The sequence below is a fragment of the Streptomyces sp. NPDC057424 genome (genome assembly GCF_042803315.1).
In the GTDB taxonomy this organism is placed as follows: domain Bacteria; phylum Actinomycetota; class Actinomycetes; order Streptomycetales; family Streptomycetaceae; genus Streptomyces.
Window position 1 is genome coordinate 89,590 of sequence record NZ_JBHVCP010000004.1, and the last position, 19,506, is coordinate 109,095.

Here is a 19,506-nt window from a genome sequence, read left to right on the forward strand (position 1 = left end):
TGCGGCACGAGTGGCTCGATGTGGCGGGATCGGCACGGACGCCCAGCAGGCGCGGGTGGCCGGCAGCACAGGGCGCAGCCCGGAGCAGCCCTCAGGCGCCCCTACACACCCGTCTCCGCCGCGATCTTCCCCGCCCGCACGGCCGCCACCAGCTCCGCGTGGTCCGCCTCGGTCCGGTCCGCATAGGCCATGGCGAAGTCCGCCATCGCCTCGTCCAGCTCCTCGTTCTTCCCGCAGTACCCGGCGATGAGCCGAGGATCGGCGCTGTGCGCGTGCGCGCGGGCCAGGAGCGCGCCGGTCATGCGGCCGTAGTCGTCCAGCTGGTCGGCGGCCAGGGCGGCTGGATCGACGCTGCCCTTGCGGTTGCGGAACTGGCGGACCTGGAAGGGCAGCCCGTCGACCGTCGTCCAGCCCAGCAGGTTGTCGCTGACGACCTGCATCCGCTTCTGGCCCCGTACGACCCGCCGGCCCTCGTGACCGGCCTCCGGCGTCGCGAAACCGGCCGTCACCAGATGCGGCACCAGCGCCGACGCCCGCGCCTCCTTCACCTGGAGCACCAGCGGCTCGCCCCGGTGGTCCAGGAGCAGCACGACGTAGGAGCGGGTGCCGACACTGCCCGTGCCGACGACCCGGAAGGCCACGTCCTGCACCGCGTGCCGGGCGAGGAGCGGCAGGCGGTCCTCCTGCAGGGTGCCGACGTACTCCTCCAGGGACGCAGCCACCGCCGCGGCCTCCGCGTGCGGGACGCGCCGCAGCACCGGCGGGGCGTCGACGAAGCGGCGTCCGCCGTCCTCAGTGGCCTCGGTCGACTTGGCCGCGAAGCGGCCGCTGGTGTTGTGGCGGGCCTTCTCGGAGACACGCTCCAGGGTGCCGAGCAGATCATGGGCGTCCGCGTGGGAGACGAGCTCCTCGTCCGCGATGGCGTTCCACGCGTCCAGCACCGGGAGCCTGGCCAGGAGCCGCATGGTCCTGCGGTAGGCGCCCGCCGCGTCGTACGCCGCCTTGCGGCACTGGTCCTCGTCGGCGCCCGCCACCCGGCCCGCGAGCACCAGGGAGGCCACGAGCCGCTTGAGGTCCCACTCCCAGGGGCCGAGCACCGTTTCGTCGAAGTCGTTGAGGTCGATGACCAGGCCGCCGCGCGCGTCGCCGTACAGGCCGAAATTGGCCGCGTGGGCGTCGCCGCAGATCTGGGCGTCGATCCTGGTCATGGGCGTGCGCGCCAGGTCGTACGCCATGAGGCCCGCCGCGCCGCGCAGGAACGCGAACGGGGTGGCGGCCATGCGCCCGACCCGGATCGGGGTCAGCTCGGGCAGCCGCCCGCGTCCCGACTCCTCGACGGCGCCCAGCGCGTCGGGACGGGTCGCGTCCAGGTCGAGCGCGGCGTGCGAGCTGCGCGGGATCCGCTTGCGCAGGGCCTTGCCCTCGTCCTTGGGTGAGCCCTCGGCAGGCCATTCGGCGAAGCCACGCACCCTGGGCAGCCTGCGCGGCCCGCCGTCCCTCACCGTGGCACCGCCCTCGTCCTGAGCTCCAGCCCTGGTCATCCCGGCCGCCTCCCCCGCACGCGCACGAACATCAACTCGTGCCGACCGTACAACCGGCGGCCCGGAACACGTCAGCCCCTGTGGAGAACTCCACAGCTGTGGACAACTCGTGCCAGGCGGATCCGGCGGTGGCTACGCCCCCGAGGCCACGGAGGCCTGCACCGGAACAGTCGCGTCCTGCTCCCTCCGCACCTGAGCCAGCACCCGCTCGGCCCGGTCCGCCGAGATGTCGAGCCGGGCCAGCACCGCCGGCACGGTGATGCTGGGCAGGAAGTGCTCGAACAGTACGACGACACGGCGCTCCAGGTCCTGCCGCTGGCAGCGCAGCTGGGACAGCAGCTGCACCCCGGAGAAGCTGCCGACCAGCAGCTCCGCCGTCTCCACCACGTCGACGTGCTGCAACAGCTCGCCCCGCGCCTTCGCCTCGGTCAGCACCTGCGTGTTCTGGTCGATCCACATCCGGAAGGCGGGGCTGCGGTCGAGGTCCATGGCCCCCTGGTCGAGGGCGAGCCCCACACTGGCCCGCACCAGCGGTTCGGACCGCAGGCGGCGGGCCATCACCAGACCGGAGTCGACGAGTTCCTGGAGTCTGCTCGACTGCGGCGGGAGCGTGATCGCGAGCTGCTCCTCGAACACCCCTACCGCCAGCTCCTCCTTGGAGCCGAAGTGGAAGTACAGCGCGCCCTTGGTGACGCCTGCCCGGTCCAGGATCTCGCCGATGGTCGCCGAGGTGTAGCCGCGTTCGTCGAAGACGGCCGCTGCCGCCTCCAGGATGGTCCGCCGGGTGCGGATCGCGCGCTCCTGTCGCGCCATCGGGTGCCTCCTGATCTCCGTCGATCCCTGTGAAGTCGCTGTGTGGCGAGGGCGCGAGAGCCTGTCCCAGCGGCTTGGCCCACTCTTTGAAAAAAACCGGCTCGTCCGTATCTTAGTCAAGAGTCGACCGCGGCCAGGCAGCCGATCCTGGGGGTTCTCATGCCACAGACAGGGCCTTTAAGCGCACTCACCGAGGATCAGACCGGACGTGGGGGCCACCCGGCAAACGGAACCGCTACGACCGTCGAGAACTCGCCACAACCCGCCGCCCCTCCGGAGACCGCGCCCCCGAGTCCCCTCGCCGGAGAACCCGCGCCCCCGGCCGCTGTCACCGACGAAGCCGCGGCACCGTCCCCCGACGCCGACGATCCCGCGGCACCGGCCACCCTCACCGAACCACCCGCGTCATCGACGACCGTCCCCGACGAACCCGCACCACCCTCCCCCGTCACCGACCGCCCCGCCCCCCACTCCCACTCCCACTCCCACTCCCACTCCCACTCCCACTCCCACTCCCACTCCACCGTCACCAAGGAACTCGCCCATCGCACCACCGACACGGACGTCTTCCCCTCCCGGTGGACCCGAATCTCCGACACCCGCTTCCGGTTCACCGCGCACTGGCCGGCCGCCCACGCCTTCTTCGGCCCCGTGGACGACCGCCACCAGGATCCGATGATCGTGGGCGAAACGTTGCGGCAGGCCTCGATGGTGCTGGCGCACGCCGAGTTCGGGGCCCCGGCCGACACGCACTTCGTCATGTGGGACATGACGGTCCGCGTCGACCCGTCCGCGCTGCTGCTGGCGGACGCCGCCGAGCCGGTCGAGTTCGACGTCGTGTGCTCCGAGGTCCGCCGCCGCGGCCGCGGGCTGCACAGCATGCGGACCACGATGGAGTTCCGCCGTGCGGGACGGTTGGTCGCCCGCGGCACCGGCAGCACCGGCTGCACCTCACCGCGCGCCTACCGCCGTCTGCGGGCGGACCAGTTGAACGCCCAGGACCAGCCCGTTCCCCTCCTGGCGGGCATCGCGCCGCAGACCGCGGGACGGGCCCGGGCCGAGGACGTCGTCCTCGCCCCCACAGGCCGCCCCGGCGTCTGGAACCTGCGCGTCGACACCGGCCACCCGGTCCTCTTCGCCCGGCCCAACGACCACGTCCCCGGCATGGTCCTGTTCGAGGCGGCCCGCCAGGCGGCGACCGCCGCGTCCGGCCTGCACCCCTTCCTGCCGAGCACGATGACGGCCGGCTTCGCCCGGTACACCGAGCTGCACAGCCCGTGCCGGATCGAGACCGAGGTCTTCGAGGAGCACCCCGGGGAGGTGACCGTACAGGTCTCGGGCCGGCAGGACGGCGTGTCCGTGTTCACCGCCGGCCTGACCTCCGCCGTGTCCGCGCGGGTACGGTCCCTGTCGTGACGGTCAACCTTCTGATCACGGGCGCGAGCGGCTTCGTCGGCAGCCGGGTCGCTGCCACGGCGCAACGGCAACCGGACGTCCGGGTCCGCCTGTTGTCCCGGCACGCACCGCACGGCCCCGAGTACGTCCACGGCGACCTCTGCGCCCCGCCCTCCCTGCGCGGCGTCTGCGCCGACACCGACGTCCTGGTGCACTGCGCCACGCGGATCGGCGGCGACGCCGAGACCGTCCAGGCGGTCAACGACCACGGCACCCGCGCCCTGGTCGAGGAGGCCGTACGCGCCGGAGTGCGCCGGATCGTGTACGTCAGTACGGCCGCCGTCCACGGCCGGGGCCCCTTCCACGGCGTACGCCCCGGGGAGGTGCCGGTCGCGCCCGACTCACCCACCAGCCGCACCCGCGCCGCCGCCGAACGGTACGTCCTCGACGCGGGCGGCCTGGTGCTGCGCCCCCACCTCGTGTACGGCGAGGGCGACCGCTGGGTGATCCCCGGGCTGGTGTGGCTGATGAACGAACTGTCGGCCACCCTGACCGGCTGCGACGCGCTCCAGTCGATGATCGACGTCGACACCCTGGGCCGTGCGGTGGTGGCCGCCGCGCTCTCCCCGGCGCCCGGCGGCGGTGTGCACCACGTCGACCACCCCGAGCCGGTGGCGGTTGCGGACCTGCAGGCGGCCGTGGTCCGGGAGCTGGGGGAGCCCGGCGGCGGTGCGGCCGTGGACGTCGCCACCGCCCTCGACCGGGCCGCCGGGTCACCGCTCGCCCTGCACCACCTCGGCATGCTCACGGTCGACCACTGGTTCGCGGACGACGCGTTCTGGAAGGACGTCGACTGCTCGCCCGGCGAGGGTTTCGCGGCCGCGTTCAGCCGCGCGGCACCCTGGTACCGCGCGTTCCTCCAGGGCCGGAAGGTTTCCTGACCGCCTCGGCCTCGGCCTCCTCCGGGCACGGGCCGCCGTCCGGACCCCGGCCGTGCAGCAGCACCGGCAGCTCCTCGTGGCCGGTGGAGATGATGGACCGCAGCCGCTGCGGCGGACGCGACGGGTCGGCCAGGGCCAGCCGTGGGAAGCGCGCGAACAGCGATGTCAGGGCCACGGTCGCCTCGGCCATGGCCAGGGGCCGCCCCAGGCAGTGGTGCACGCCGTGGCCGAAGGACACGTGGTCGCGGCTGGTGGCGCGTGTGACGTCGAACCGTTCGGCGTCCGGCCCGTGCCGCTCGGGGTCGCGCCCGGCACCGGCGAAGGAGACCACCAGCGGGTCGCCCTTGGGGATGGTCAGGCCCGGCTCGATCTCGATGTCCTCGACGGCGTAGCGCAGGCCCGACATGGCGCCCGGCGCCTCGAAGCGCAGCGACTCCTCCAGGGCGTCCTCCCACGTCGCCTGCCCGGAGCGGACGAGCTCGAGCTGGCCGGGGTGGGCGAGCAGGCTGTGCACGGTGTTGTCGATGAGGTTGACGGTCGTCTCGAAACCGGCGGTGAGCAGCAGGATCAGGTTGTCCATCAACTCCTGTTCGCTGAGGCTGCCTTCGTCGCGCGCGGCGATGAGCGCCGTCGTCAGGTCGTCGGCGGGGTGCTCGCGCTTGTACTGGAGGAACGCGGTCAGCGTGCCGTAGAGGTCGACGGCGTTGGCCTGGGCGTCCTCCAGGGTGATCGCCGTGTCGAAGAAGCGGTTGATGATGCGGTAGAGGGCCGCGCGGGGGCCGCCCTCGCCGGGCGGTACGCCGAACAGCTCGCACACCACCTCGTGCGGGATCGGTGCAGCGAACGCCGCCCGCAGGTCGACGACTTCGCCCTCGGGGATGTGCTCCAGGGCGTCCAGCGCCCGGTCGACGATCTCCTGGACGCGCGGCAGCAGCGCGTCGACGCGGCGCTTGGTGAAGGCGGCGGCCATCGGCTTGCGCAGCCGGCTGTGGTCGGAGCCGTAGGCGGTGACCATGTTGCGTACCGAGACCCAGATGGCGAGCGGCCAGGTGCGGGAGATGTCCCCGTTGATCCAGGCCGGCCAGTGCTGGTAGGCGTCCTTGCTCGTCTCGGGGCCGGCCAGGAGCCGCTTGTTCAGCTCCAGGCCTGTGATCCACCACACCCTTACGCCGCCGGGGAGTTCGACCTCCACGGCCGGGCCCTGGGCACGGATGCGGGATATCTCGCCGTAGAGGTCCTGACCTGACGGGTCGACCGACAGGAAGGGGCAGGCCTGCTGTGCCATGACTCATCGCTCCTTGGTCCAGAGGCTGGGGATCCATGGTGCGATCCGATCGGCGGCAGAACTTGCCAACCGGTTTGTTTTGGCCACTGCTTCACGCCTTGTTGGCCAAGGGTGGGTGGCTACCGCAGCGCGAGACCCATCCGGCCCGCCTCCGCCGATACGCCCGGGGCGACCCGCTCACTCCCCGCCGGATCCAGCGCCCCGGCCAGACACGGCGCCGCCAGGCAGGGCAGCAGCAGCCGCCACAGGTCGGTCAGCGAGGGCCGGGCGAGCCAGCCGTGATCCTCCCTCGCCAGCACCTCGATGCCGGTCGTGGCGGCGAGGACGACGGCGCTGGTGCGCTGCGGCGTCACCCCGGCGGCGAGTTCACCCCTGCGCTCCGCCTCGGCCAGCAGCCCCTGTACGCACTCCCGCCATTCCCGGCGCAGGTCCCGCACCCGCCCGACGCCCCCCTCGGCGTTCAGCCGCAGCCCCGCCCGCACCACGACGTCGGCACACAGCAGCCGGGCGACGTGGTGCGTGACGTCCACGAGGCGTTGCAGGGCGCAGCAGTCGCCACCGTGGCTGCGGGCAGCGGCCTCACGCAGGGCACGGGCGGCTGCGTCCTCGACGGCTTCGGCGACGGCGGCCTTGTTGGCGAAGTGGAAGTGCAGCGCGCCGGAGCTGACGCCGGCTCCCGCGCTGATCTCCGCCAGGCCGGCCCGGACGTACCCGCGCGCCTCGAACTGCGCGGCCGCCGACCGGATCAGCGCGAGACGGGTCCGGACGGCCCGGTCCTGTTTGGTCACCCGTGGCTCCCCTGCAGGGCTCTGATGGCGACGCAATGAAACCAACTCGCTGGTTTTTATACAACGCGTCGACAGCCCAGGGGGCTCGGGGAGGCCCCCAGGCCCGCAGATACGCCCGCGCCGCTGTGCCTGCCCACGTTGGCGAGCGCCTCGCACACCACGCAGTACGCGGCGGCCTCGACCGCCGGGGAGAGCCGCCCCGGGCAGCTCCGGGTCGACATCCACGGGCACGGCCGAACGGTCGGCGGCGTCGGCGACGGCGGCTTCGAGGCCGTAGTCGGCGAGGACCTTGGGGTGGATGCCGTGGACGAGCTCGCGCGGTTCCGTGAGGGCCGCGCCCGCCTCCTGGCGCGCCTTGGCGAGCTGGTCGGCGAGCGGGCCGGGCGGGGCGTCGAGGCGCGCCAGCCCGAGCGTCATCGTCAGGGCGGCGAGCCTGAACCACTGGCCGCCTGCCGTGCCGATCGCCTGGCGCCCGGCATCGCCCTGCTCTACACGGGCATCTCCGCGGCCGACACCACGGTCATGGCGGCCTCCGGCCGGGTCCGCCACCTGGCCGTGCTGCGGCTGGCCGGAGCCACCCGCCGGCAGGTCCTGCGGCTGGCCGCCGCCGAGGCCCTGACGGCCGTCGCGGTCGGCGCGCTCCTCGGCCTGCTGGTCACCGTCGTCAACCTGGCCGGGATGTGGGGCGCCCTCGCCCTGCTGTCGGTCCGGCCCGCGGTCACCCTCCCGTGGCAGGCCCTCGGCACGACGACGGGTGCCTGCGCCCTCCTGGCCGTGGCCGCCGCGACGGCCCCGCCGCCCTCGCCCTGCGCCACCGCCCGGCGGACGTGGCCGGGATCCGCGAGCAGTCCCTCCGGACCGGGTCGATCTCATCATGAGACCAACCGGGGAAGGCCGCCTACAGTGGGGCCATGAGACGGACCTCGTTCGGCGCCTGGCCCTGCTCGATCGCCCGCACCGCGGACATCCTGGGCGACGCCTGGACCCTGCTGGTGCTGCGCGAGGTCTTCTACGGCGAATCCCGCTTCGACGGCTTCATCGGCACCCTCGGCATCGCCCGCAACACCCTCACCGACCGGCTGCGGCGCCTGGAGGCCGAAGGCCTGCTGCGGCGGCGCGTCTACCAGAACGACCCGGTCCGCCACGAGTACCTGCCGACGGACAAGGGCCGCGACTTCTTCGGCGTCCTCGCCGCGATCAACGCCTGGGGCGACCGCTGGCTGGCCGGCGACGAGGGCGCCCCGGTGGTCCTGCGCCACACCCCTTGCGACCACGACACCGAGGCCCGGGTCGTCTGTTCCGCCTGCGGCGAGCCCCTGCACGTGCGGGACATTTCCGCCCGCACCGGCCCGGGCTACCCGGCCCGCCTCCTCGACGACCCGCTCGTACGGGAACGCTTCGCCCCGGGGCGGCCCCTGGGGGACGACGGGGCCGACCAGGCCTGAGAGCTTCCTCGTACGAGAAAGCCCGGCCGAGCCGGAGACAACCCTCACATCCACAGAAACGAAGAACGGGCGGGTTCTCCCGCGGCCCAGGCCAGAGGCCGGTTCAGGGATTCAGGGGCTTCGGTGACGTGAACTCCGTACGGGGTCCGTCGTGACGACGTCCGACGGGGCCATGGTTCTGTTTCTCCTGGTTGTCAGGTGTTCGCTCGGCCATGAGAGCGCCCAGGCGGGACCGACCCCGGCCACCCGGGAGTTGTCAGCCGTCCCCCCTCTCATCAGGGAAAACAAACTCGGTACCGCTGGTACGAACAACTTCTCCGGCGAACATCACAGTCGAGAAGGGTTCTCGCCCGAGGAGGACGAAAAGTACCTTGTGCTGCTGATCAGCATGTTCTTCAGGTATGCGAAAGAGGCTTCGCCATGGGGCGTCCCGAACTACCGGTCGACCCGGCGGCCGGTCCCGTGCAGCGACTCGCCCATGATCTTCGGGAGCTGCGCCGTTCGGCGGGTGGCGTGTCGTACCGGGCCATGGCGAAGAAGGCCGGCTTCTCGGTGACGACCCTGGCGAAAGCGGCGAGCGGCGAGCGGCTGCCGTCGTTGGCCGTGCTCCAGGCCCTGAACGGGTTCAGCCTTGAGAACAGCCTCGGGGACGTCGGCATCCGCGGCACCGACCGCACCGCCCAGGCGCGCGGCATGCTGCGCTTCATCATCGCCATCACCGAGGCCTCCCGGTCCCGCCCCATCGCCCACCGCATCGCGAACGGCATGGACAACGGGTCCGACGTCTTCGTCACCGCACAGCAGGTCGGCCTGATACGGAACTAGTGCCGCCATCAGCGATGTCTTCATCGGCCACACCAACCGCACCGACCTCTCCGCCAGCACCAGCGTCGCCGGCACCACCGTGGCGGACGGCCACGTCACCGCGGGCACCGGCACCGGCGACGAGCACCCCCGCCGACGAACCCACCACCGCCGCCCGAAAGAAGAGCAGAGGAGCTGGGCCCCGACCGGCCACCCGGCATCAGCGGCACAGATCAATCTGACCCCGGCACCGCAGCACCACGAAGACAGGCCCCCACCCGTGAGATAGCTCACGCGTCGGGGCCTGCCGTGTGATCTGGCCAGGCTGTGTGATGCCTCACAGCGATCATGGAAACGAGAAACGGGCCCCTGCGGTGACTTCCGTCACCTGCAGAGACCCGTTTCGTCGGTTTCTCACGTGCGCGAGGGGGGAGTTGAACCCCCACGCCCTTGCGGGCACTGGAACCTGAATCCAGCGCGTCTGCCTATTCCGCCACCCGCGCATTGGGTGTGTCCCGGGCGTCTTCCCCTGGGGGTCGGCGCCTTCCGACACCCAGAACATTAGCACGCTGGAAGGGGTGGGTTCACATCCCTTATCCCCGCAGGCAGACCCCCCGCCGAACCTTCGATGTCCCTGCCACGTATCAGCGCGTACCGGTTCACGTATCAACCTCGTACCGGTACCCGCTGTCTCCGCAGAGGGGGTCGGGGTCCACAGTCAGGTGCGGGACACTGGTCTTCGGCCGCCTCTACGATCCTTGCCAGGCATACAGGAGGCGGTTACGCGCAGCAGTACCGGCGGAGGAGTTCGAAGGGGAGCTCCACAGGGAACTTCGTCATGCGTCGACACCCGTCGGCGGTGCTGACAGGGGGAACCAGCCGATCGAGCGGCGCGTGGATACGATCAGTAAGCAGTACCAGGCAAACGGCCCGCAGGGCAGTACACAGGACGGCAGCGACGGAGGAGGTGCCCCATGGGAGTCCTGAAGAAGTTCGAGCAGCGTCTCGAAGGTCTGGTCAACGGCACCTTCGCCAAGGTGTTCAAGTCCGAGGTCCAGCCCGTGGAGATCGCGGGAGCTCTCCAGCGTGAGTGCGACAACAACGCCACCATCTGGAACCGCGACCGGACCGTCGTGCCCAACGACTTCATCGTCGAACTGAGCACACCGGACTTCGAGCGGCTCAGCCCCTACTCCGGCCAGCTCGGCGACGAGCTCGCCGGCATGGTGCGCGACTACGCCAAGCAGCAGCGCTACACCTTCATGGGCCCGATCAAGGTGCACCTGGAGAAGGCGGACGACCTCGACACCGGCCTGTACCGGGTGCGCAGCCGTACGCTCGCCTCCTCCAGCAGCCAGCAGGGCGGCCCGGGAAGCGGCGGCGCCGCACCCGCCGCCCCGCAGGGCGGACGTCCCGGCGGCTACGGCTACCCGCCGTCCGCCGCGCCCGCCGGCGCCCCGCCCATGCCGGCCGCGCCGCCGCCCGGCGGCCGCCCCGGCGGATACGGCTACCCGCCCGCCGCGAGCGGCCAGCAGCGCCCGGCCGCCCCGGCCGCAGGCGGACGCACCCGCCACTGGATCGAGATCAACGGCACCCGCCACCAGATCTCCCGCGCGACGCTCGTGCTGGGCCGCAGCACCGACGCCGACGTGCGGATCGACGACCCCGGCGTCTCCCGCCGGCACTGCGAGATCCGGACCGGAACGCCCTCGACGATCCAGGATCTCGGATCCACCAACGGCATCGTGGTGGACGGACAGCACACCACCCGCGCTACGCTCCGCGACGGCTCGCGGATCGTCGTGGGCAGCACCACCATCATTTACCGGCAAGCCGAAGGGTGAAGCGGGGGCAATGTCAGAGCTGACCCTCACGGTCATGCGGCTGGGTTTCCTGGCCGTTCTGTGGCTGTTCGTGATCGTGGCCGTGCAGGTCATCCGAAGCGACCTGTTCGGCACGCGTGTCACGCAGCGCGGAGCGCGCCGAGAGGCAGGCCGGCAGCAGCAGGCCGCCGCCCGCCAGGCGCCACCACAGCAACGCCAGCAGCCCGCCGGCGGCCGACGCGGCCGTAACGCCCCCACCAAGCTGGTCGTGACCGAGGGCACCCTCACCGGCACCACGGTCGCGCTCCAGGGCCAGACCATCACCCTGGGCAGGGCGCACGACTCGACGATCGTGCTGGACGACGACTACGCCTCCAGCCGCCATGCCAGGATCTATCCGGACCGCGACGGCCAGTGGATCGTCGAGGACCTCGGCTCCACCAACGGCACATACCTGGACCGGTCCCGGCTGACGACTCCCACACCGATTGCGCTGGGCGCGCCGATCCGCATCGGCAAGACCGTCATCGAGCTGCGGAAGTAGTGCTACATCATGGATAGGCGCGAGCGGAGCGAGCACGCAGTGGCGGGCCCCACCCCGGCCCCCCGCGCGCTCCCGACCGGAGGGTGGGCAGTGTGGCTCGACACGACCGGCTGTACCCGGAGCCGACAGGCGAGGTGCGCATGAGTCTGTCACTGCGCTTCGCGGCCGGATCGCACAAGGGCATGATCCGGGAGGGCAACGAGGACTCCGGATACGCGGGACCGCGCCTGCTCGCCATCGCCGACGGCATGGGCGGCGCCGCCGCCGGTGAGGTCGCCTCCTCCGAGGCCATCTCCACCATCGTCGCGCTCGACGACGACGTCCCCGGCTCCGACATCCTCACCTCACTCGGCACCGCGGTGCAGCGCGCCAACGACCAGCTGCGCTCGATGGTCGAGGACGACCCCCAGCTGGAGGGCATGGGAACCACCCTGACCGCCCTGCTGTGGACGGGCCAGCGCCTCGGCCTGGTCCACGTCGGCGACTCCCGCGCCTACCTGCTCCGCGACGGCGTCCTCACCCAGATCACCCAGGACCACACCTGGGTGCAGCGCCTGGTCGACGAGGGCCGCATCACCGAGGAAGAGGCGACCACGCACCCGCAGCGATCACTGCTGATGCGCGCCCTCGGATCCGGCGACCACGTCGAACCGGACCTGTCCATCCGCGAGGTCCGCGCCGGCGACCGCTACCTGATCTGCTCCGACGGCCTGTCCGGCGTGGTGTCCCACCAGACCCTGGAGGACACCCTCGCCAGCTACCAGGGCCCCCAGGAGACCGTCCAGAACCTGATCGAGCTGGCGCTGCGCGGCGGCGGCCCGGACAACATCACGGTCATCATCGCCGACGTCCTCGACCTCGACACCGGCGACACCCTCGCGGGACAGCTGTCCGACACCCCCGTCGTGGTCGGCGCCGTCGCCGAGAACCAGCACCAGCTGCACGACAACGGCATCATGCAGACCCCCGCGGGCCGCGCCTCCGGCCTCGGCCGCCACGGGCACGGCCAGGGCGGAGGCGGCGAGTTCGGCCCGCCCGGCTCCGGCGACACCACCGGCTACATCCCGGCGGCCGGCTTCGACTACGGAGACGACGACTTCGCCAAGCCCCGCCGGAAGGGCCGCTGGCTGAAGAGATCCCTCTACGGCGTCCTCGCACTGGCCGTCATCGGCGGCGGCCTGTACGGCGGACACCGCTGGACGCAGACGCAGTACTACGTCGGCGCCGAGGGCGAGCACGTCGCGCTGTACCGGGGCATCAGCCAGGACCTGGCCTGGGTCTCGCTCTCGAAGGTCGAGAAGGACCACCCCGAGATCGAACTCAAGTACCTGCCGCCCTACCAGCAGAAGCAGGTCAAGGAGACCATCCCCGAGGGCGGACTCGAGAACGCCCAGGCCAAGATCCAGGAACTGTCGGTACAGGCCTCCGCGTGCAAGAAGCAAGCGCAGCGGCGCGAAGCCGAGAGCCAGAACAACTCCAAGACCGGCGAAGGCGAGGCCGGGGGCACCACGGGAACCACTCCCGCCTCCTTCACGTCCAAGGCCACACCGACGCCGAACCCGTCCAGCCCGTCGGGTTCACCGTCGGCACCGGAGAAGTCCACGCCCCCGACCACGACCGCACCCACTCCCAGCCCCGGCCCCAGCCTCTCGGAGGAAGAGCAGAAGGTCGTCTCGCTGTGCGGTAAGCAGTAGCCGTGAGAGGCCCTGTCACACGATGAGCGGTACGAATACGTCGCACTCGCCGACGCACCACACGTCCACGATCGGCGCCATCGGCGCGCCGAGTCGGCGCAACACCGAGCTCGCGCTGCTGGTGTTCGCCGTAGTCATCCCGGTGTTCGCCTACGCCAACGTCGGCCTGGCCCTCAACGACTCCGTGCCTCCGGGCCTGTTGAGCTATGGGCTCGGGCTCGGCCTGCTCGCCGGCGTCGGCCACCTCGTCGTCCGGAAGTTCGCGCCGTACGCCGACCCGCTGATGCTGCCGCTGGCGACGCTGCTGAACGGGCTCGGTCTGGTGGCCATCTGGCGCCTGGACCAGTCCAAGAAGCTCCAGGCAAGCAACACCTTCGTCGAAGCGGCACCGCGCCAGCTGCTGTACTCGGCGATGGGCGTCGCACTGCTGGTGGCCGTGCTGATCTTCCTGAAGGACCACCGGGTCCTCCAGCGGTACACCTACATCTCCATGGCCGCGGCCCTGCTCCTGCTCGTGATGCCGCTGATCCCCGGCCTCAGCGCCCCGACGTACGGCGCCAAGATCTGGATCAAGATTCCGGGCCTCGGCACGCTCCAGCCCGGCGAGTTCGCGAAGATCGCCCTCGCGGTGTTCTTCGCCGGCTACCTCATGGTCAAGAGGGACGCCCTGGCCCTGGCCAGCCGTCGCTTCATCGGCCTGTACCTGCCGCGCGGCCGCGACCTCGGCCCGATCCTCGTCGTCTGGGTGATGTCGATCCTCATCCTGGTCTTCGAGACCGACCTCGGAACGTCCCTGCTGTTCTTCGGGATGTTCGTCATCATGCTGTACGTCGCCACCGAGCGGACCAGCTGGATCGTCTTCGGTCTGCTGATGTCCGCGGTCGGCGCCGTCGGCGTGGCGAGCTTCGAGCCGCACATCCAGACGCGTGTACAAGCCTGGCTCGACCCGATGCGCGAGTTCGAACTCTCCCGCGCCGGCGTCCAGGACGGCGTCGTCCACTCCGAACAGGCCATGCAGGCCCTGTGGGCCTTCGGCTCCGGCGGCACGCTCGGCACCGGTCTCGGGCAGGGCAACTCCGACCTCATCGGCTTCGCCGCCAACTCCGACTTCATCCTCGCCACCTTCGGCGAGGAGCTGGGCCTCGCGGGCGTCATGGCGATCCTGCTGCTCTACGGCCTGATCGTCGAGCGGGGCGTCCGCACCGCGCTCGCGGCCCGCGACCCGTTCGGCAAACTGCTGGCCATCGGCCTGTCCGGCGCCTTCGCCCTCCAGGTCTTCGTCGTGGCCGGTGGCGTGATGGGCCTCATCCCGCTGACCGGTATGACGCTGCCGTTCGTGGCGTACGGCGGTTCCTCCGTGATCGCCAACTGGGCCCTGATCGGCATCCTGCTGCGCATCAGCGACACCGCCCGCCGACCGGCCCCCGCCCCCGCCGCCAACCCCGACGCCGAGATGACCCAGGTGGTCCGCCCGTCATGAACAAACCCCTGCGCCGGATCGCGATCTTCTGCGGCCTGCTCGTTCTGGCACTGCTGATCCGCGACAACTGGATCCAGTACGTCCAGGCCGACGAGCTCAGGACCGACAAGAACAACCGCCGCGTCATCATCGAGCGCTACGCCTCCCCCCGCGGCGACATCATCGTCGACGGAAAGCGGATCACCGGTTCCGCCGAGACGCCGGGCAGCGACTTCAAGTTCAAGCGCACCTACAAGGACGGCGCCATGTGGGCGCCGGTCACCGGCTACGCCTCGCAGGCCTTCGGCGCCAGCCAGCTCGAGAACCTCGAGGACGGCATCCTCACGGGCAACGACGACCGGCTCTTCTTCCGCAACACCCTCGACATGCTCACGGGCAAGAAGCAGCAGGGCGGCAACGTCGTCACGACCCTGAACGCCGCCGCGCAGAAGGCCGCCTACAACGGCCTGAAGAGTCAGGGCGGCAAGGGCGCCGTCGCCGCGATCGAACCGTCGACCGGCAAGATCCTGGCGCTCGCCTCCTACCCGTCGTACGACCCGTCGTCCTTCGCCGGGAACTCCACGACGACGGACACCAAGGCCTGGCAGAAGCTGCAGAAGAAGAGCAACCCGAACGATCCGATGCTCAACCGGGCGCTGCGCGAGACCTACCCGCCCGGCTCCACCTTCAAGGTGGTCACCGCGGCCGCTGCGCTGGAGGACGGGCTGTACCCGACCGCCGACGGCAAGACCGACTCGCCGGACCCGTGGACCATGACGGGCACCAACACCAAACTCCCCAACGAGGGCGACATCCCCTGCAAGAACGCGTCGCTGCGGGTGGCCCTCCAGTACTCCTGCAACACCGTCTTCGGCAAGATCGGCGCCGACCTCGGCAACGACAAGATGCTCGACATGGCCAAGAAGTTCGGCTTCGGCGAGGAGCAGTTCACGCCGGTCCGCTCCAACGCCTCCGTCTTCTCCGACGACATGAACCCCTCGCAGACGGCACTGTCCTCGATCGGCCAGTTCAACACCGCCGCGACCCCCCTGCAGATGGCCATGGTCGCCTCGGCCGTCGCCAACGACGGCAAGCTGATGAAGCCGTACATGGTCGACGAACTCCAGTCGCCCGGCCTCGACCCGATCGAGAAGACCGAGCCCGAGGAACTGAGCCAGCCGCTGTCGGCGGAGAACGCCCAGATCCTCCAGTCGATGATGGAGACGGTCGTCGACGAGGGCACGGGCTCGAACGCCAAGATCGAAGGCGTCAAGGTGGGCGGCAAGACCGGTACCGCCCAGCACGGCGTCGACAACAGCGAAAACCCCTACGCGTGGTTCATCTCGTACGCCAAGGGCGACGACGGCAGCGCGCCGGTCGCCGTGGCGGTCGTGATCGAGGACGACAACGCCGTCCGTGACGACATCTCCGGCGGCGGCCTCGCGGCACCGATCGCGAGGAACGTGATGGAGGCGGTCATCGACAGCAAGAAGTGACCCCGCTCACGCCTGCTACACATCGGCGCACGTTGCGATACCGGTCCTGTATCGGCTGTCGGGCTTGGCCAGGTCACACAAAGCGAGCCGGGTACGGTAGGCCCGGACGGCAGCCTCCGACCGTACAAGCGTGCCGGTCGGGACCGACGGAGAGGGCTGGTAGGTAGCTATGGAAGAGCCGCGTCGCCTCGGCGGCCGGTACGAACTGGGCCAGGTGCTCGGGCGTGGTGGCATGGCGGAGGTCTACCTCGCGCATGACACCCGCCTCGGCCGCACCGTGGCGGTGAAGACGCTGCGCGCGGATCTCGCGCGTGACCCTTCCTTCCAGGCCCGGTTCCGCCGGGAGGCCCAGTCGGCCGCCTCGCTCAACCATCCCGCGATCGTCGCGGTCTACGACACGGGCGAGGACTACATCGACAACGTGTCGATCCCGTACATCGTCATGGAGTACGTGGACGGCTCGACACTGCGTGAGCTCCTGCACTCCGGCCGCAAGCTGCTGCCGGAACGGTCCATGGAGATGACCATCGGCATCCTCCAGGCTCTCGAGTACTCCCACCGCGCCGGCATCGTCCACCGCGACATCAAGCCCGCGAACGTCATGCTGACGCGCAACGGCCAGGTCAAGGTCATGGACTTCGGCATCGCCCGCGCCATGGGCGACTCCGGCATGACGATGACCCAGACCTCCGCGGTCATCGGCACCGCCCAGTACCTCTCGCCGGAGCAGGCCAAGGGAGAGCAGGTCGACGCCCGCTCCGACCTGTACTCCACCGGCTGCCTGCTCTACGAGCTGCTGACCGTCCGCCCGCCCTTCGTCGGCGACTCCCCGGTGGCCGTGGCCTACCAGCACGTGCGCGAGGAACCGCAGTCGCCGAGCGTGTTCGACCACGAGATCACGCCCGAGATGGACGCGATCGTACTGAAGGCGCTCGTCAAGGACCCGGACTACCGCTACCAGTCGGCCGACGAGATGCGCGCCGACATCGAGGCCTGCCTCGACGGCCAGCCCGTCGCCGCCACCGCCGCGATGGGCGCGGCGGGCTACGGCGGCTACCCCGACGACCAGCCGACGACGGCCCTGCGCGCGGACTCCGGCGCGGGCGCCACCTCCATGCTGCCCCCGATGAACCCGGACGACGGCGGCTACGGCTACGACGACCGCCCCGACCGGCGCCGCGGCCAGCAACGCAAGTCCAACACCTCCACGATCCTGCTGGTGGCGGCGGGCATCCTCGTCCTGGTCGGGGCGATCCTGATCGGCCGGCTGGCGTTCAGCGGCGACGGAGGCGCGAGCAACGACAAGGTGGCGACGCCGATCTTCGTCGGGGAGAGCAAGGAATCGGCCGAGAAGCTGGCCGAGAACGCTGACCTGAAGCTCGCCTTCGAGAACAAGCCCTGCGAGGAGCAGAGCAAGGGCAAGATCTGTTCACAGAACCCGGAACAGGGGCAGAAGGTCGACAAATTCTCCACCGTCACGCTGGTGGTGTCGACGGGGGCACCGAAGGTGACGGTGCCCAGCGTCACCGGCCTGACTCTCGACGAGGCGAAGGAAAAGCTGGAGAGCGACAAGTACCAGTTCGTGGTCGAGACGAAGACCCGGACGTCCCCCGAGGAACCGGGCACCGTCCTGGAGCAGAACCCCACCACGGGTGAAGAGGCGGAGAAGGGCTCCACGATCACCCTGACCGTCGCCAAGGAGGCGGAGAAGTCCACCGTCCCGGACGTGCTCGGCCAGAGCTGTGACGCGGCCAAGCAGCAGATGCAGGCCAGCAACCTGGTCGGCAACTGCACCGAGGTGGAGACCGACGACGACAACCAGGTCGGCAAGGTCATCCAGACCACACCGCAGGCCGGCACGTCGGCCGACAAGAACTCGTCGGTCAACATCCAGATCGGCAAGAAGAAGAAACAGCAGAAGGTCAAGGTCCCGCAGGTCGTCGGCCAGACGGTCGGCCAGGCCAAGCAGATCCTCGCGCAGGCCGGCTTCACCAGCATCCAGTTCGCGGGCGGCAGCGACCAGAGCGACAACGCCCTCGTCGCCGGCCAGAACCCCGGCCCCAACCAGGAGGTCGACGACCCGGCAGGGACGACGATCACCCTCCAGACCGTCGGCTTCGGGGACAACAACGGCGGCAACAACAACGGCGGCGGAAACGGCGGCATCTTCGGCGGCCTCAACGGCGGCGAGGACTGACCCCACCCGCACCGCACCCACGCGAGCCCCCGGCCTCCAAAGGCCGGGGGCTTTGCTCTTCCCGCCCGACAACAAACCCGCACGAGCGTGCGCCCATCGATCGTGTCTTCATATGTCCCGACTCGTTCACCGGGTGGGGTGGGACATCAGAACCCCGCCCCGGTCCCACGAACCGAAGGGCAGAACATGATCAACGAAACGGCCTTGCTGGAATCGCAGACTCTGCGCGGCAGCGTGCTCGACCGCACAGACGTACTCGACAGGGTCAAGGCACTGTCGCTGCTGCCGGATGGAATGCATGTGACGACCGCCATGGTGGCTCGTACTTCTCGGTGACGGTGGAAGTCATCCGTGCCCTCGTGCACGATCACCGTGCCGAACTCGAAGCGAGCGGGTATCGAGTTCTGACAGGGACAGAACTGAGTGACTTCAAGCAACCCAGTGGGATCCAGTCACGCACCCGCTCCCTGGCCCTCTTCTCCCGGCGCGCCGTCCTCAACATCGCCATGCTGCTCCGAGACAGCGAAACCGCACGTCAGGTCCGTGTGTACCTCCTCGACATGGAGTACCTGGCACGCACACAGCCTGTGGAAAACCCGGCCCCGGCCGACTCCGCCTCCCTCGACGCCCGCATCGACCAGCGCATCACCCACATCCTGGGCACGACCGTCGTCCCCATGTTCAACGTCCTGATCGAAACCTCGGGCGAACACCGGCGAGAGCTCATCGCCCTCCGGGCAGGCGTCCAGCGCATCGAGAAGCGGCTCCGCCAGCACCACACCCGGCTGCAACGGCTGGAAGGCCCACGACAGGACCGGCCCCTCGCCGGAGTCATGGCCGCCATGGACGCCATGAACGGGCGCGAGTTCGAAGAACACGTCGCCGGGCTGCTCGCCGCGACGGGTGCACCAGCGTCGTCGTGCAAGGCGGCGGAAGGGACCGGGGCATCGACATCACCGCGCTCACAGCCGGTGGGAAACGCCTCGTCGTCCAGTGCAAGAGGTTCGCGCCTCACCTCTCCATCACCAGCCCCGACGTCCAGAAGTTCATCAGAGCCGCCAAGGTCCTGCACGACTCCGACGTGGCCCTGTTCGTAGCGACATGCCCCTTCACCCGCGACGCCCTCGACATCGCCACCGAGAGCGGCATCACCGCCGTACACCGGGGGCTGGTGGAGGAATGGAGCGCCGGGGCGGTCTTGAGCATCCTGGAATAGCGACCGGACCGCGCCAAAAGGCCCGAAGCCGCAAGAGATGGTTGCGGCTTCGGGCCACCGTCATG

The 19,506-nt window shown here is 70.3% G+C and carries 18 protein-coding genes, 1 tRNA gene and 1 pseudogene; 13 read left to right on the top strand and 7 right to left on the bottom strand.

Going from position 1 to position 19,506, the window contains the following annotated elements:
- Positions 1-101 precede the first annotated feature (101 nt).
- Positions 102-1,541, bottom strand: coding sequence for a DUF2252 domain-containing protein (locus ACFU3E_RS05535; RefSeq protein WP_384152470.1), 1,440 nt, complete (start codon positions 1,539-1,541; stop codon positions 102-104).
- Positions 1,542-1,673: 132 nt separating this feature from the next.
- Positions 1,674-2,354 (bottom strand): ScbR family autoregulator-binding transcription factor, encoded by a 681-nt coding sequence (locus ACFU3E_RS05540; RefSeq protein ID WP_384152473.1) that lies wholly within the window; start codon positions 2,352-2,354, stop codon positions 1,674-1,676.
- Positions 2,355-2,513: 159 nt separating this feature from the next.
- On the opposite strand from ACFU3E_RS05540, the gene ACFU3E_RS05545 reads away from it, so the two are divergent.
- Positions 2,514-3,770, top strand: coding sequence for a ScbA/BarX family gamma-butyrolactone biosynthesis protein (locus ACFU3E_RS05545; RefSeq protein ID WP_384152477.1), 1,257 nt, complete (start codon positions 2,514-2,516; stop codon positions 3,768-3,770).
- Positions 3,767-4,690 carry an NAD-dependent epimerase/dehydratase family protein gene (locus ACFU3E_RS05550; protein ID WP_384152480.1) on the top strand — a complete coding sequence of 308 codons (924 nt, stop codon included), beginning with the start codon at positions 3,767-3,769 and terminating at the stop codon, positions 4,688-4,690. Before ACFU3E_RS05545 ends, ACFU3E_RS05550 begins: the two co-directional genes overlap by 4 nt.
- On the opposite strand, the gene ACFU3E_RS05555 is transcribed toward ACFU3E_RS05550, so the two are convergent.
- The 3 genes and pseudogenes from ACFU3E_RS05555 to ACFU3E_RS05565 form a co-directional block, all read right to left on the bottom strand.
- Complete coding sequence (locus ACFU3E_RS05555; protein ID WP_384152483.1) at positions 4,635-5,975, bottom strand: cytochrome P450; 1,341 nt, start codon at positions 5,973-5,975, stop codon at positions 4,635-4,637. The two genes, ACFU3E_RS05550 and ACFU3E_RS05555, sit on opposite strands and share 56 nt — an antisense overlap.
- Before the next feature lie 119 nt (positions 5,976-6,094).
- Positions 6,095-6,763: a ScbR family autoregulator-binding transcription factor gene (locus ACFU3E_RS05560; protein ID WP_384152486.1), complete on the bottom strand. Its 669-nt coding sequence runs from the start codon at positions 6,761-6,763 to the stop codon at positions 6,095-6,097.
- A 116-nt stretch (positions 6,764-6,879) separates the two neighbouring features.
- Positions 6,880-7,198: pseudogene (locus ACFU3E_RS05565) on the bottom strand (sensor histidine kinase); the annotation flags it as partial.
- Positions 7,199-7,285: 87 nt separating this feature from the next.
- Here ACFU3E_RS05565 and ACFU3E_RS05570 point away from each other — a divergent pair.
- From ACFU3E_RS05570 to ACFU3E_RS05580, 3 genes are all read left to right on the top strand, one after another.
- A complete protein-coding gene (locus ACFU3E_RS05570; RefSeq protein WP_384152489.1) occupies positions 7,286-7,678 on the top strand; it encodes an FtsX-like permease family protein in 393 nt (130 codons plus the stop codon).
- Positions 7,675-8,208, top strand: a complete 534-nt coding sequence (locus ACFU3E_RS05575) for a winged helix-turn-helix transcriptional regulator (RefSeq protein ID WP_384152492.1) — start codon at positions 7,675-7,677, stop codon at positions 8,206-8,208. The genes ACFU3E_RS05570 and ACFU3E_RS05575 overlap by 4 nt, the downstream gene beginning before the upstream one ends.
- 420 nt (positions 8,209-8,628) lie before the next feature.
- Positions 8,629-9,033, top strand: a complete 405-nt coding sequence (locus ACFU3E_RS05580; protein ID WP_384152494.1) for a helix-turn-helix domain-containing protein — start codon at positions 8,629-8,631, stop codon at positions 9,031-9,033.
- Between the two features lie 398 nt (positions 9,034-9,431).
- Here the strand turns inward: ACFU3E_RS05580 and ACFU3E_RS05585 are convergent.
- Positions 9,432-9,515: transfer RNA gene (locus ACFU3E_RS05585), tRNA-Leu, on the bottom strand.
- Positions 9,516-9,986: 471 nt separating this feature from the next.
- Here ACFU3E_RS05585 and ACFU3E_RS05590 point away from each other — a divergent pair.
- The 7 genes from ACFU3E_RS05590 (at position 9,987) to ACFU3E_RS05620 (ending at position 18,561) form a co-directional block, all read left to right on the top strand.
- Complete coding sequence (locus ACFU3E_RS05590) at positions 9,987-10,856, top strand: FhaA domain-containing protein (protein WP_384152497.1); 870 nt, start codon at positions 9,987-9,989, stop codon at positions 10,854-10,856.
- A 10-nt stretch (positions 10,857-10,866) separates the two neighbouring features.
- A complete protein-coding gene (locus tag ACFU3E_RS05595) occupies positions 10,867-11,379 on the top strand; it encodes an FHA domain-containing protein (RefSeq protein ID WP_384152501.1) in 513 nt (170 codons plus the stop codon).
- A gap of 140 nt (positions 11,380-11,519) precedes the next feature.
- Complete coding sequence (locus ACFU3E_RS05600) at positions 11,520-13,073, top strand: Stp1/IreP family PP2C-type Ser/Thr phosphatase (protein ID WP_384152505.1); 1,554 nt, start codon at positions 11,520-11,522, stop codon at positions 13,071-13,073.
- Positions 13,074-13,095: 22 nt separating this feature from the next.
- On the top strand, positions 13,096-14,553 hold the full coding sequence (locus ACFU3E_RS05605) for an FtsW/RodA/SpoVE family cell cycle protein (protein WP_384152508.1): 1,458 nt from the start codon (positions 13,096-13,098) through the stop codon (positions 14,551-14,553).
- Complete coding sequence (locus ACFU3E_RS05610) at positions 14,550-16,028, top strand: peptidoglycan D,D-transpeptidase FtsI family protein (protein ID WP_384152511.1); 1,479 nt, start codon at positions 14,550-14,552, stop codon at positions 16,026-16,028. Before ACFU3E_RS05605 ends, ACFU3E_RS05610 begins: the two co-directional genes overlap by 4 nt.
- Positions 16,029-16,197: 169 nt before the next feature.
- The gene (gene pknB / locus ACFU3E_RS05615) at positions 16,198-18,225 is read left to right on the top strand and encodes a Stk1 family PASTA domain-containing Ser/Thr kinase (protein ID WP_384152514.1); all 2,028 of its coding nucleotides are present in this window, start codon (positions 16,198-16,200) and stop codon (positions 18,223-18,225) included.
- A 186-nt stretch (positions 18,226-18,411) separates the two neighbouring features.
- Entirely contained in the window at positions 18,412-18,561 is a 150-nt protein-coding gene (locus tag ACFU3E_RS05620; protein ID WP_384152517.1) for a hypothetical protein, read from the top strand.
- Positions 18,562-18,677: 116 nt separating this feature from the next.
- On the opposite strand, the gene ACFU3E_RS05625 is transcribed toward ACFU3E_RS05620, so the two are convergent.
- Positions 18,678-19,103, bottom strand: coding sequence for a hypothetical protein (locus ACFU3E_RS05625; protein WP_384152520.1), 426 nt, complete (start codon positions 19,101-19,103; stop codon positions 18,678-18,680).
- Between the two features lie 41 nt (positions 19,104-19,144).
- Between ACFU3E_RS05625 and ACFU3E_RS05630 the strand changes: the two genes are divergently transcribed.
- Positions 19,145-19,441: a restriction endonuclease gene (locus ACFU3E_RS05630; RefSeq protein ID WP_384152523.1), complete on the top strand. Its 297-nt coding sequence runs from the start codon at positions 19,145-19,147 to the stop codon at positions 19,439-19,441.
- Positions 19,442-19,506: the final 65 nt, after the last annotated feature.